The sequence below is a fragment of the Algoriphagus faecimaris genome, assembly GCF_900101705.1.
GTDB classification, from domain to species: domain Bacteria; phylum Bacteroidota; class Bacteroidia; order Cytophagales; family Cyclobacteriaceae; genus Algoriphagus; species Algoriphagus faecimaris.
On record NZ_FNAC01000025.1, the window covers coordinates 24,672 to 38,842 of the forward strand.

Sequence of the window (14,171 nt, forward strand, 5' to 3'; positions counted from 1 at the left end):
TTATGGAAAAGAATATAGTTAGGGTTTGGCCAGCGACCCATTGTCCACTTACTAATCGTTCAGATTCTGAGGTAATCCGTTCAGTAGATTTATCCAATTTCAGTTTTGACAGGGAAGGATTTTATTGGATTTATAAGTTCGGAGCAGGTGAACAGCTTCTCATTGTGACAGATGAGCTTTTTAATAACTCAGATATTTGGACTTCTAAAAGGAGAGAGATTGAATTTTTATTACACCAAGGCAGGTGGCCGAAAGGTGTAAAAATGATGGATTCAAATTCTCTTTTGGCTTTGATCAGTTCATCCAATATTCCAAGTTCACCAATTGAAAAGCTAAAAGAGGTGATTTATTATTTTAAATCAGTTTCAGAGTTTTTTGGACAAACTTTATACCCAAAGGATAATTTTCATTACAAAGAGCATTTAGTCAAAAAGACAGGAATGAGCAATCCTTCAGAATTGGAGAGGATTATTTACACATGCATTGAATTGGGATATGTTAAAGATGAAGGAAGTACAAAAAGTACATTTCCTATAAGTTTAACCCTAAAGGGCTGGGAAGAGGCCGAGAAATTTGAAACCCAAAAGAGTTCAAATATTTCTTTTATAGCGATGTCTTTCGATCCCGAAATGATTCAGGTCTACAATGATTGGATAGAACCTGCAATAAGAGAATCCGGATTTGAACCCTACATTGTTTTAGATCAACATCCAAATAGTGATGTCACTATTAATGACGCGATCCTTGCAGGAATTAAGAAAGCTAAGTTTACCATTGCCGATTTTACATACCACAAGTCAGGAGTTTACTTTGAGGCAGGTTATGCCTTGGGTAGAGGGCAGAAAGTAATCTATACCTGTCGGAAAGATCATATTGGTACTGCTCATTTCGATACAAGGAATTATCAGCATTTGGTCTGGAAGGATGGAGAGGATTTGAAGAGGAAGTTGATGGATAAGATTGAAGTTTTTATAAAATCATAGTTCTATGCGGAAAATCGAAAAAGCATTTTGTCATCTCAATTTGGAGACTGAAAAAAAGTCTGGTAGAATAAAAGATTGGGCTAAGCCCTTTCGAAATGAAGAAATAATCACAAGTGAGCCAATGAAGGTTGAGACCTATGATGAGCTTGTTGGATTAGTAGCCAGAATTCTCCATTATAATCGGGAACATGTCATTTACTTTAGAGGCCAAGGTGTTGATTACAAAGAAAAAAGTAAATCGACTATCCTTCCTTCAATTTATAGGAAAAAGCCACGAGAGAAGGTTCGTGATATTAAAGTTAGGTTTAAAACATTAGAAGAAAAATCAAAAAAGTTGATTGAATGGCTTGATTTAAAGAAAGTGCCATTTGCAGGAACCCATTTGGTGAAAAAGTATCCAGAAATTGCATGGACAATTCTTCAACATTACGAAGTATGTGACTCCCCACTTATAGACGTAACGCATTCTCTTCATGTCGCTTGCTCATTTGCTTTAAATGGAAAATCAACTGGAGAATCAGGGATTATATACCTTATAGGCCTCCCATGGCAAACTGATGCCATAGGATATGATTCATTTCAAGAATTGGTCAGTTTGCGACTTTTGAGCGTTTGTCCACCATCAGCAAAAAGGCCGTTTTTTCAAGAAGGTTATTTGGCAGGTCCTTTTCCAAATTATAAACTGAATGAGCCAAGTAGAATAGAGCAATTCGATTTCAATAGACGGATGCTGGCAAAATTTGAAATCACTTATAGCGATTCATTCTGGGGGGATGGTTTTGAGATTATTCCGAAACCAAAATTAATGCAAGACAATGATCTATTTACTTTAGAAATGAAAGATTTAAAGAAGTAGTTAGATGGAAAAGAATAGGAAAAATTGGATACTTAAGAGGGACTCGAGTCTGACAATTTCGGAAAATGAGGCTGTTAGGAGTTGGAATTCAAATCGAAAGTTTACTGGTAAAAAGGGTGATTTTGTCATTCTATTAGAATATTTTAGCAGAATTTGGGTTTTTTCAAGATTTTGTACAATCAAATCGGTTGAACTTGGCAAGGATCAAGTTGAAGGTGAAAAAGGGAGAATTATTGTTAGGTTAGACTTGGGGATGGAGTTTGGTATGCTAAAGCCTTTAGAAAATTTTAAATTTAGTCTGCTGGCAGTTAAAAATTATTCAAATCCAGCTAAGCATTTTAGAACATGGAAAGAAATTACCATAGAAGAATTGAATGCTATACTTTTTGATAATGTAGATTTAAAAAGAAGCCTTCTTGGATTTACATTTTATGAGATGCATTTAGAGCATAGGAAAGCATTTTTGAATTTCTTGGGTCTAAGTGATTTTAGTCAAGACTATATTGTCCATGATCTTGAGAAAATTTTGATAAAGTTAAATGATTATGTTGTTGATTCGATAATAAATCCAGGGCATCAATTTTTAGAAGGGGTTAAATTGTTTAAGGAAATGTTCGGAAATGAAATCTATTCTAACTTATCAATTGCTGATCATGAAAATAGTGTTAGGGTTACTTATGCAGTTGATCAAGAAGAAGTGTTAAAAAAATATTTAAATAATCTTGAACAGTATTTTGGTAGTGCTTTTATCAATAGTAAAAATGAATATTCTAATAGAGATGAATACTATCGGAAAAGTTTAAAGAGTCCAATTGTTCTTAAAATAAACTGATATGGATGTTAATTTGTATAAAGAATCAATAAAAAAAATTACTGTTTGGGATGGAGATGGATCTGTCTTTGGTTTTATAGATTCTGGTAGTTTTATGACTGACTATATCTATGAGTTTTATTGTTCAATGGAGATGTTAAATGATTTGTCAGTAAGTCATAAAGTTTCAATAGTTCCTGGTGAAAAAGGAATTCATTTTTCAAGAAAAGGAGGGCACAAAATAAATCATGCAAAATTTTTAATTTTTTCTTCAAATGGGGAGGAATGTTTATTTCAGATTTGTTTGGGCACCGAGATTTATATGAAAGATGGGTATCCCTTTAGAGCAGACATTTCAGTTCAAACTCCTGATGCAGACGATTCTCCTAACCAAGAAGCGGTCATTCTAATCCATGATTCTAAATATTCAAGTTTAGATGGAACTATATCTCTCTCGGAAATAAAAGCATTTGCGACTGATGTCTCTGATTTTGATGTGCCAAAACCAGATGTTGAGAAATTGATATTTTCAAAATTTCCTTTTTTGAAATTCAACTGTTTGATTTCCAATATTTCAATCAATTCAATAAGGAAGAATTATGCTATTGAAAGGAATGTGAAGCAAATTGGAAAATTTTTCCCTGGATCAACAGCTTTGGAGGATTAGGTTTTCAATTTATGACCAAAGCTCAAAAATTCTTCGACTACTACAATGAGCTGGACAGGCTTTTTGCCAAAGCTTTAAATCAGTCGGATCATATTCCCTTCTCACAGCGGATAAAAGACCTTATTCCAAGGAACTCTATTGTTAGAAATTATAAAGATGATCTTTTCCAATTGGGAAATCTCAGGAATGCCAACTCCCATCAGTCGAAAGGAGGTGTTCCTATCGCAGAGCCCTTTGAAGAGACGGTCCAGTTGATCCAGAAGATTCTGGAAGAGTTCAAAAATCCCAAGCGTGTTATTCCTGCTTTTCAGTCTGAGGTTTTTACGGTTGTTCGCGGTACTCCTTTGATCGATTTGCTATCGGAGATGAATAAAAAAGATTTCTCTCAAGCTCCAATCTTGGACACAGATGGGAAAGTGATTGAAGTGGTTTCCACCAACACTGTTTCCCGTTGGCTCTTTGCAGAATATGAGAATCAGTTGATTGATTTGACTGCCGCCAAAATTTCAGACTTAATGCCTCATATTGAGACTAAGGAGAATTACGCACTTGTATCCAGGAATACCACGGTTTATGAAGCAGCAGAAATCTACTTGAAGAAGTCCAAAGAAAAGAAAAGCCAGTTAGACTGCCTGATAATTACCCAAAATGGAAAGGCCTCAGAGAAGCTGATGGGGATAGTATGTATAGAGGATATTGCAGAATATTTGATGGATTAAAATAGACCAATTATGAAAATTTGGAGAATAGGCTCCCAATGGGGAAAGCAAATTGACCTTATTGATATTTTTCGAGAACAAAAACTGGCATTTGCTGGGTCTGAAGTTCAAGCATTAATACTTGGGGTTTCAGCTGGTGATTTGTTATGTATTACTAAAGGCCAATCAATAGAAGCAATAGGAAGAATTAGTAAAATTGAAGATTTGGGAATAGTAAACCCTGCTCTTGCGAGTCAATTTGATTACGTGAAAGCATTATTGCTAAATGAATTACATTTCCTAAAAGATTTTAACTTACCTATGCAGTCATATGGTGGGCAAGGGAAGCAATTTCACGAAGTTCATGGCAATTACTTCAATTTAATTAAGGACTTATTTTTCAAAATTGAGACTATGTTGACTAAAATAAATGCAATAGACCTCCTTAAATACAAAAAGCAGATTATCCTTCAAGGCCCTCCTGGTACAGGGAAAACCAGATTGGCTAAGGAGATTGCGAAACAGTTGGTTTTGCCACTTAGTAGAGCCGAGCTTATTCGGAAAGTTATTCGGAAATATCTTATCTCAGGACTGGTTGTGCCAATGAGCCAAGCAAATAAGTCGGTTGAAGTATTGGTCGTTAATGAGGATAATTTTAAGATTAGAAAACCTGCAGGAGATGAAACTTCTCAGACTGTAAAAAGTGTTTACGATGTTTTGGAAAGGGGAGAATTCACTACGACAGGCGGTGATTCCTACCACATAGCTTTAGCAAAATACCTAAATGAAATTCTATTAAAGATTAGTCCTGGAGAGGCAAAGCTTATTCAATTCCATCCGGCTTATACTTATGAGGATTTTGTACGTGGCATTGTTGTAGAATCAAATGAAGATAAGCAAGTAGAATATAAAGTCGTTAATAAGGCTCTGGCTGATTTTGCCCAAAAGGCGCTTAATAATGAATTTTCCCACTACGTACTAATTATCGATGAAATTAACAGAGCCAATTTGCCTTCTGTTCTTGGTGAGTTGATATATGCACTGGAATATAGATTTGATCCGGAAAAGCCCGAAGAAACGAGTGTGGAAAGCATGTATTCCCTAATGGATGAGGGAGAGTCTGAAGTTTCGAAAGGTAGAATCCTCAGGTTACCCAATAACTTGTTCATCATCGGCACTATGAACACGGCCGATCGAAGCGTGGGACATATTGATTATGCGATACGGAGAAGATTTGCATTTGTAGATGTTCATCCAAGTGATCAGCCCATTCGAGAGGTAGTTAAAGATCCCCAAACTCAAGCGAAGGCGCTCGATTTGTTCCAAAAAGTAAGTTTACTATTCCAACAGGAATATTTGAACTCAGATTTCAAAGTAGAGGATGTTCAGCTGGGCCATAGCTATTTCTTGGCCGAAGATGAGGCTACATTAAAGCTCAAGCTTGATTTTGAAATTAAGCCTTTGTTAATGGAATATGTCAAGGATGGCATTCTCAATGAGAAAGCATCCGAAAAAATTAAAGAGCTTTCATTGTAAAGATGAGGAAGATTTTCCGGGAACATAGCAAGTCAGTGGTTGAGGCTCCAATAGAAGGGAAGTGGATTTCAGATATTCTATTTCTTAATCGGACCGAGGCGAAGTGTGCTCGGTTTTTTCAGGAGTTTGGAAATCACTTTTTGGAATGCTCCTACTATGTCGGTGCAGATTGGTTTCCTCATCGGGAAAAAGAGTGGTTCTACGTAGAATCCAAGCTCAATAAGAATTACAATCAAACTTCTGGTGAGGAAGAAAAGGGAATCAATGAGAACAAAGACCTTGTAGAAGTCGATGTGCTCAAAATGCTGTTCGACGCCCTTCAGGAACCTGAAGTTCGAGAGCATACCACTGAGCTTTTTGAGATCAAGTTTGATAGCGAATGGATTCCCCTGAGGCGTAAGCAGGACTTGATTTCTCCTTTGATTATGATCCAATTCCTGAATCTGGTCAAGGATATTGTCCGAAAGGGATTGAAGAAAAGTTACTATCGAGTTGAAGAAAACCTCTATGCTAAAGTCAAGGGGAAAGTCCTGGTCGGGCAGACCATCAAGCAGAATCTGGTCAAAAACAAGAACCTGAATACTGTCTGCCAATACGAGCAGTTTGGTGTCAACGGGATTGAAAATAGGATCCTAAAAAAGACTTTGGTCTACATCAAGCGCTACCTGTCTACCTACAAGGAATTATCCCATGCTTCTTATTTCCAAGAATCTTTCAATTACATTCAGCCGGCATTCTTGGACGTTTCCGAGGAAGTGAGTTTGAATGACATCAAGCATCTCAAGTTTAATCCTTTCTACAAGAATTACGAGAAGGCGATCGAACTGGCCAAGCTAATCCTACAGCGCTTCAGCTATAACCTCAATTCCATCCAAGATCAGGAAACGATCCTTACTCCGCCTTTTTGGATTGATATGAGCAAGCTGTTTGAATTGTATGTGTTGGGTAAGTTGAAAAACACATTCGGAAAAGACCTTCAGTATTTGGTCAGTACCTACGGGAATGAATTAGATTTCCTATTATCAGATGGTGATGATTCCATAGTGATAGATGCCAAATACAAGCCCAGTTATTCAGTCTATGTGAATCATCAGGATATCCGGCAAGTCAGTGGGTATTCAAGACTTCGCCGAATCAGAGAAAAAGTAAAGGTTTCGCCTGAGAAAATGCTGGATTGCGTTATTATTTATCCCGATTTGGAGAATGGAATTGATTCAATCACCAATCTCCGGTCCGTTCCGATTAAAGAATATGAGAAGGTGTGGAAGGTAGGAGTGAGTTTGCCTTTTAAGTGAGTAAATTTAATGTTACAGATGCTTAATAAGAGTCCTATCGCCAAGGCGTATGGAAAGTACTAATTCAAAGGAAGACTTGGTTAAGTTCTACTCTGCATTGGAAGGCTTTTGGTGGGTAAATTAAATTAGTATTCAAGCCCTTTGAGAGCCCAGCTCCGAATTGCAAATTTTCCCATTAATATGAGTGATTTCATAAGGGAGTAGGTTCAGGGTATATAGAAGAAACAACTTTTTTAGTCTTTTAAAATCATCAATTTTTTTCAAAAGTTGATCAAAATGTTTTCCAAAAATATATAAATATCTGATTTACAATTATGTTTCGAGTCCAATCCCCGCTACTATGAAGCCGATCAGAAATGATCGGCTTTTTTTTTGTGATCTATTTTTATGAAACTTAAAATAAGAGGATGATATCCTCAATTTTTTTCAAAAAAAATCGGAATTTGAAAAGAAAATAGCTTCCCTTTTCCAAAATGAATTTTTATAAGGTACTTGATTCTGTCGCTGCCATGGAGGTGGATGAACTCGAGAAATTATTGGATTTCAATCTAATTTATGGGGGCATCAGGGCTGATATATTTCTAGAAAAGCTTGCTGAGGTGTTTTCCATGTTTAATCATTGTGGTGATCAATTTCTTGAAACTCAACCTGTCGAATGTTGCTCCATGAGCTGTACTAATGGAGTGAAGCAGTTGGCCTATAAATTTATTGGCAAAAAATCCAATGCCGCTACCTATCTCCGCTTTTTAGTGGTACCTGAAATTGGCTCAGAGCAATATGAGATTAAAGATATAAGTACTTGTTTTTCCTATAATTGCGATAGGTCGAAGTCAGCTATTCAAGCCTGTTTTCTTCTTGATTTATATGAAGACGATTATCAAGACTATGGTTTGAGTCTGGAATTTGAAGTCTATAAAAGAGCAGCTAAAAAAGCTCAGCGGCAATTTGATTCCTTGGCTAGTGAAATAGAGCAAGCTTGGTGGATGAAATGGATACAGGAAAATCAGGCTACTTATTCTTTTCTGAATGCCCACTATGATTCTGAGATTTTTTCTTGGTCTAAGTTTCTGCGAACTTTTCGAAGAATACGAAAGGATATGAGAATGATAGAAAATCTAACCCAACCAAACTTCTTATCCCTAGTCAATCAGGGAGATGAACTTCCTGATGAGCAACTCACACATCTAATTCTCTATGTGGAGCGGACCCTGTCTCAGTTTAAGCCCTATGAAAGTCTAATTTTCGATTGGGAAGATGACAGAAAGGTATGCTATTTCAAAGGTAAAAACGCTTTTCTTGCAGGTGAGATTTTTTCTGGGTTTGTGTATGTTCGGGATTGGTTTAAGCATCATCAAAAAGCCCTCTTAGGGGATTTGGATCGCTGCAAAGGCTATGATTTCAGCCAGAGTGATTTCCGTTTTTTTGATCGGTACGAGGGAAACTGGTCAGGGACTTTGACGGGAAAATTGGGCGGTGCTCAATTAATCTAAAGAACGCTATCATCAGAATAGGATCTATCGCACCTCGATTAATTTGTGTTAAGTAAAAAACAGGTTTGCTGGTATTAGAGGATGCGACACAAGGACTTGTTTAAGGAAAAAAAGGGAGACAAACTCTTGCCTCCCCTTAATCAAAAAGTCCCCAACAAATTGGTGAAAAATTTCTTTTTAATCTCTTCAAATAGGATTTTTAGGATTGGTAGAAAATCCCTCAATAGCGCTCCATAATTGAATCAAGCCTATCTACCTCATGATGTTGATATTGGTAAACTTTCCGTTGGCGATGGTCACCTCGGGCCCGGTTCCAGTCATAGGGCTGGCTTTGAAAGCAAAAGTTCCAGATACCTTGTCTCCCTCTATGCTGCTGATAGTGAGTGTTCCTGAGCTGGCACTGTACACGAGTTGATTAGCGGTAGTCCAAATGGCCTTTCCTGCAAGATCGAAATTTCCTGTCCGCTCGGCATCAAGTGTCAGGGCAATATTAGACCGATCGGTAGCACCTGCCCCGATGGCAAATACCGTAAATCCACCCACAGTGGTAATCCGGCTGTTTCCAGAAGCTTTCCAGGCTTGCCCGTCGATGGTGGCTTCTACATTGAGTGAACCCTGAGGGATTTCGTCATCCTTATCAGGACAAGCGAAAAAGACAAAGGCCAACAGGCCTAAAAGTAGTGATCGTAGTTTCATAGTATTTTTTTATGGCAAGATGGGGAGGAAGAAGGAGAGGTGAAATCCCCTAAAGTGGGTATTTGTGATCAGTGGCAGTGGGTATTTAAAAATCTCATTTGGCAAAAAGAGCTTAGCCACGAATTCAAGAATAGGTTTTATTTCTCCAAGGGGATCGAATTAATTACGGAATTCGTTTTCCGAAAGGAAAATTCGATAAAATTCTTTTTTCAAAAATTGAACAAACAGAAAAGATTTAGAGGAATTAACAACCATCTTACTTTTCTGGTTATACCACGACTTTAATGAAAAGACCTAAAAAATAAGCTCTATTAAAATCGGTAAATTGTCATTTTATCAACGGAATAGTTTGAATTGGACTGGGATCTTTTGGTTATTGGGCCCTTCGGGATTTTCGGTTTTGGAGTGCTTTGCAAACCCGTTAAGAAAATGACTTAGTCCCGAACTTGATTCGGGAATCCAGTCATTTTTAGGGTGGCAAAGCAGGACAAAATTCCGCTGTGCACCAAGTTGTAACATGTAGAAAACGATACTAGCGGAAAGAAAAGAACGGGGCCAAGACTTTTGGATACTTTTGGTCTTCAAAAGTATCAAAGAAAAAAGATTTAAAAAGCTTAAGATCAGGCTAAGCTTTTTAGTTTAGCCCAAATCATTTTCACACCTTTTTTGCCTCGCCTTACAAACCAAAACAAAAAGGTATAAAGTCATTTACCTATTGGAAAGACTACCTATTCATTCATAAATTCATAAAACTAAAATTGCGGACTAAACTTGTCCTCTCATTAAATTAAGGGTAGAACCACCTTTCTAAAGCCCAAAAAATTCGTGCATTAGTGGCAAAAAAAAAGCCTGGCCACAAATGAATTATGGTCTCTTTTAATTTCATTGATACCGCACAATAAAAAACAGAATTATTTGTGGAAAAAATAGTAACCTAATCCAAAAAAAGAATTTGAAAAATGTAGGGAAGGACTTACTTTGAATGCTTAAATCTTTCGCTCTTGTCTCGTTTTAGCCTATTTTCTTTCTTTCTCATCCTTTTCTATGGTGCTTTACCCTCTCAGGGAAGGCAACAAGCCCAATTCGATAGTTTGGAACAAGTGTTCCAAAATCAAAATCTCTCCGATTCCATCCGCTACCGAGCGATTCAGCAGCTTACTTTTTCGATGATTTTCAGCGATGGAGATCAGGCCAAACCCAAGATTAAAGAAGTCTTGAAATCAGTCGAAAAGGAAGTTGGGAAATCTAGGATTTACTTTGAAATCCTGCAGAATCTCGGCATCTACTACGATGTCAATCAAATGACCGACAGCTCCCTGATGATCTTTTCCGAGATCTTGGAGGAAAGCAAAAAACAAGGTTGGAAAGCCCTAGAACAGCGCTCCAACAACAATCTTGGTATGAATCGCCTGAATTCCTCGGACTACAAAGCGGCGATTGAGTATTTTTCCAAATCTTTGGAGCTAAGTAGAATTGATCCCAATGCCCAAGAGGCTAATTATGTCCATAGCATCTCCAATTTGGGATTGGCTAACCAAGAACTCGAACTCTACGATCAGGCAATCAAGTATCATTTGGAGGCTTTGGAGATCCGAGAGCGGCTAGATGACCCGAATGGCATTGCGATTTCTTGCGCCAACTTGGGGATTTGTTACAAACTAATGGGAGAGGAAAACCAAGCTGAAAAGTACTTTCAAAAAGCGATCGTAAATGCCGAAATCGCCGGTAACAAAGTACTATTTCATCGAGTGCATGATAATCTCGGGAGTCTTTACATAGGGCAGAAAAATTATGAAAAAGGGCTGTTGATGCTTGATATCGCTCTGGATGATGCAGATGGATTTACTCCCGATCCTAAAATGGAACTCAGCATAGTCAGCAATGCCGCTGCGGCTCATTTAGACTTGGGGCAAACCGAACGAGCCTTGGAATTTGCCAATGGCGGTCTTGGAATATTGACCGAAAATCCGGAGTTGGTTAACTATTCACTGACCTTGAAAAATACCCTTGCCAAAATCTATTTTAGAAAAGGAGATTTTGAAAAAGGCAATGCCTATCTCGAGGAATATCAAGAACTCAATCGACAAGTTTTTCAGGAAGAAAATGCCCAACTCCTTACCGACCTTCAAGTGAAGTATGATTTGGAGAAAAAAGAAAGCCAAATTGCAATTCAGAATGCTGAGATTCAGGAAAAAAATGCGACTCTTCAGCGAAATTATTTCGCTCTTGCTGCGCTAGGGCTCTTGATACTTTTGATCGGCGTTGCCTTTTTCTTTTACCAAAACCGGATTAAGCGAAAGCAGGAACTCCTCGTCAAAGACAGGGAATTGAAAGTAAAAGAAGCCTACATCCAAGCTTCGCTGGAATCTCAGGAACAGGAGCGCCGGCGTATGGCCCAAGACCTACACGATGGATTTGGGCAATATATTTCTGCCCTTCGGATGTATGTCTCCCAACTCAAAAGCAATCAGACCAAGGAGGAATTCAAGACCGAACTTGTCAGCCGTACCGATGCGGTTTTGGATGAAATGTCTAGAGAAATCAGCAATGTGGTCTACGACTTGATGCCAGCTACTTTGATCCGCTATGGATTAATTTCAGCATTGGAGGACTTAGCTCACCGAATCAATGCGGGGCAAAAAGTAAAGCTTCACATCGAATCAGGAAACCTGCCCGATCGCTTGGATGAATTGGTTGAGATCAACCTTTTCCGTATCTGTCAAGAGTGGATTAATAATGTGCTGAAGTATGCTAAAGCAGAAAATATTACCTTGGACTTATCCCAAAATCATGGGGTGGCACAGCTTCAAATTTTAGATGATGGACAGGGGTTTGATACCCGTGTTTTTCGGCACAGCAAGCGAAATGGCTGGAAAAACATCAGTACCCGAGCAGAGTTGCTTAATGGCAAACTGGAACTTTTTACTCAGGCTAGACAGCAGGGAACCGAGTTATTGGTCACTTTTCCGTATGTTCATCGTGCCAATTAAATACTTTAGAAAATGAAAATTCTTCTTGCAGATGATCACCGCATTCTTTTGGACGGGTTGAAGTTTTTGATCCAAAATCAAGACAAAGTGACTGAAGTGGAAACGGCCACCACCGTGGAGGAGGCTTGGGAAAAAATGGGGAAGAATGCTCCCGATTTGATTATTTCGGATATCTCTATTCCTAAAGTCGGTGGAATTGCTTTTGCCCAAAAAGTCAAATCGCATTTTCCGCAGACTAAACTGATTTTTCTGAGCATGCATGAGGAGCCCTACCGAGTCAAAGAGGCTTTGGCCACGGGAGCGGAAGGCTATGTGCTAAAGAAAGCTGCCCACGAAGAATTATTAAAAGCAGTGATAGAGGTGGCTTCGGGTGGCATGTATTTCAGTACGGAGATTCAAAAAATCCTGATTCAGCGAATGAGATTCCCCGCAGATGAGCGTATCCTTTCAGAAAGGGAAAAGGAAGTGTTGAAGTTGATTTTTGAGGAGTTTTCCAACAAACAAATTGGAGAAATGCTCCATATCTCTGAGCGAACCGTAGAGACTCACCGCAAAAATATCTACCAAAAAACAAAGACCAACACGCTGGTTGGTCTTTTGAAATTTGCCTTGGAAAACAATCTGGTGGGAGGGATGGCTCAATCTTGAATCATAGAAACGAAGTTTGAAATCCCTGTGTCCATCATATCCCGAATGGCCCCTGATGCAGCGCTTACATATTTCTGCTGATCACATTCTGCAAAATGTGAGGCTACAGTTTTTTGCTCCCCCGATACCATAACCAAGGTAGAGTAGCCTGTTTTTGAAAACATATCGGATTGAGCCTGAGTAACTTCTTTGATTTTCTTGTCCTTGAAGACATCTTCAAAGTAGACTGCCTTTTTCAGTTCCACTTTGGCATCAAAAAACGGATTGTTTCCAATGTCATTTCCTGAAATAAAGCGTACCTGAGAATTGATTGTTTCAGAGGCACCCATACTTCCAAACCCTTTGACAAACCCAGTAAGTGAAGTTTGCTTATTCACATCTGAGGTATTCATTATTGGCTCGATTCTATAGCCTATATCTGCCTTGACCGAAGAGCTATTAGTCCACATCGAAGCATCGGCATCCAGAGTTACAAATGGAAAAATAAAATTGACATCGGCCACATAGACATCCCCGAGTTCTTTAGATATTTTGGGAGCCATATCCAAAAAGGTGCCTTTTTCTCTGCCACTTTTGGCCACTCCTTTCACTAAGTAGTCGAAGCCTTTCGGAGTTACCATCACAAAACCGGCTGCTTGATCGTCGGAGGAAGCACCTCCGGATACCCTAGTCCAGCCCTGGAAATAATCAATTTTTTCGGCTTCATCCACGCTTAGGATTTCAAAGCCCTCGCTAGTCAGTTGATTGAGGAAGGATTGATAGGCCTCATCGATGATCTTTTGGAAATCATCCACATCTACACCTGAGATTTGAACTCCCATCTTAGTGTAGGTACCGGAGGTAAATGTAGTTCGGTTGGCACGGTCGTTTTTTGATCCAGAGGTTCTTGCTGAAGCCTCTTCAAAGACTTCGAAAAGGGCCTTGAAGCTTCGAACAAAAACCTTTTTGGGTGCTTTTTGATGTTGCTTTTTCTTATTGTAGCTGGTGACTTTGAGGTCCTTGTCATTGATTGTAGTGCCGGGAAAGGCATCTACAAAAAGCAGGAGGAAAATGAGTACTAAACTTTTCATATGTTCTGTTTTTGGTTAGGGAGTATAAAGGTGGCTAAAGCAGGAGTAGGGAAGAATGCCCTAAAACACAGATTTTTTATCCGTGCTGGTACGGATACCGGGTCAAATTCACTGCTTGCATTCCTTTTTTAGCGTGAATTATTTTTTATCCTGATCCATTAAAAAAAACACTTAATTCGTTAAGAAATAGGTTATAATCAATTGAAAAATAGGTTATTAATTTAAAAATTTATTCAAGGGCTGTCTCAAAAAAACAATCCTTACATGGAGTACTTATCATTCGGATAGCTTTCGAAAGAGTAAGCTTCCTTCAGAATAGATTGGAATTTAAATTTCAAATAAAATCAAACTCTTTGACCATAGATAAATGATAAGCAGGGATTCTGATTCCTCAATAAATTTGGTGAAGAGTTATCAAAACTATCTCAAAA

12 protein-coding genes are annotated in these 14,171 nt (G+C 38.5%); 10 read left to right on the forward strand and 2 right to left on the reverse strand.

What is annotated here, in order from left to right:
• Positions 1-2 precede the first annotated feature (2 nt).
• The 8 genes from BLQ57_RS13215 (at position 3) to BLQ57_RS13250 (ending at position 8,336) form a co-directional block, all read left to right on the forward strand.
• Complete coding sequence (locus BLQ57_RS13215) at positions 3-983, forward strand: TIR domain-containing protein (protein WP_087939982.1); 981 nt, start codon at positions 3-5, stop codon at positions 981-983.
• Between the two features lie 4 nt (positions 984-987).
• The gene (locus tag BLQ57_RS13220; RefSeq protein WP_087939983.1) at positions 988-1,839 is read left to right on the forward strand and encodes an FRG domain-containing protein; all 852 of its coding nucleotides are present in this window, start codon (positions 988-990) and stop codon (positions 1,837-1,839) included.
• Positions 1,840-1,843: 4 nt separating this feature from the next.
• Positions 1,844-2,671: a hypothetical protein gene (locus BLQ57_RS13225; protein ID WP_087939984.1), complete on the forward strand. Its 828-nt coding sequence runs from the start codon at positions 1,844-1,846 to the stop codon at positions 2,669-2,671.
• Position 2,672: 1 nt separating this feature from the next.
• The gene (locus BLQ57_RS13230; RefSeq protein ID WP_087939985.1) at positions 2,673-3,317 is read left to right on the forward strand and encodes a hypothetical protein; all 645 of its coding nucleotides are present in this window, start codon (positions 2,673-2,675) and stop codon (positions 3,315-3,317) included.
• An 11-nt stretch (positions 3,318-3,328) separates the two neighbouring features.
• A complete protein-coding gene (locus BLQ57_RS13235) occupies positions 3,329-4,036 on the forward strand; it encodes a CBS domain-containing protein (protein WP_087939986.1) in 708 nt (235 codons plus the stop codon).
• 12 nt (positions 4,037-4,048) lie between these two features.
• The gene (locus tag BLQ57_RS21335; protein ID WP_087939987.1) at positions 4,049-5,551 is read left to right on the forward strand and encodes an AAA family ATPase; all 1,503 of its coding nucleotides are present in this window, start codon (positions 4,049-4,051) and stop codon (positions 5,549-5,551) included.
• A 2-nt stretch (positions 5,552-5,553) separates the two neighbouring features.
• Entirely contained in the window at positions 5,554-6,846 is a 1,293-nt protein-coding gene (locus BLQ57_RS13245) for a 5-methylcytosine restriction system specificity protein McrC (protein ID WP_087939988.1), read from the forward strand.
• A gap of 473 nt (positions 6,847-7,319) precedes the next feature.
• A complete protein-coding gene (locus BLQ57_RS13250) occupies positions 7,320-8,336 on the forward strand; it encodes a hypothetical protein (RefSeq protein ID WP_087939989.1) in 1,017 nt (338 codons plus the stop codon).
• A gap of 252 nt (positions 8,337-8,588) precedes the next feature.
• Here BLQ57_RS13250 and BLQ57_RS13255 read toward each other — a convergent pair whose 3' ends face one another.
• Positions 8,589-9,032 carry a DUF6252 domain-containing protein gene (locus tag BLQ57_RS13255; RefSeq protein WP_139162734.1) on the reverse strand — a complete coding sequence of 148 codons (444 nt, stop codon included), beginning with the start codon at positions 9,030-9,032 and terminating at the stop codon, positions 8,589-8,591.
• Positions 9,033-10,033: 1,001 nt separating this feature from the next.
• On the opposite strand from BLQ57_RS13255, the gene BLQ57_RS13270 reads away from it, so the two are divergent.
• Together BLQ57_RS13270 and BLQ57_RS13275 are read left to right on the forward strand one after the other, a co-directional pair.
• Entirely contained in the window at positions 10,034-12,022 is a 1,989-nt protein-coding gene (locus BLQ57_RS13270) for a tetratricopeptide repeat-containing sensor histidine kinase (protein WP_087939993.1), read from the forward strand.
• Between the two features lie 12 nt (positions 12,023-12,034).
• The gene (locus BLQ57_RS13275) at positions 12,035-12,670 is read left to right on the forward strand and encodes a response regulator (RefSeq protein ID WP_087939994.1); all 636 of its coding nucleotides are present in this window, start codon (positions 12,035-12,037) and stop codon (positions 12,668-12,670) included.
• Here BLQ57_RS13275 and BLQ57_RS13280 read toward each other — a convergent pair.
• Entirely contained in the window at positions 12,661-13,740 is a 1,080-nt protein-coding gene (locus tag BLQ57_RS13280; RefSeq protein WP_087939995.1) for a hypothetical protein, read from the reverse strand. The two genes, BLQ57_RS13275 and BLQ57_RS13280, sit on opposite strands and share 10 nt — an antisense overlap.
• Positions 13,741-14,171: the final 431 nt, after the last annotated feature.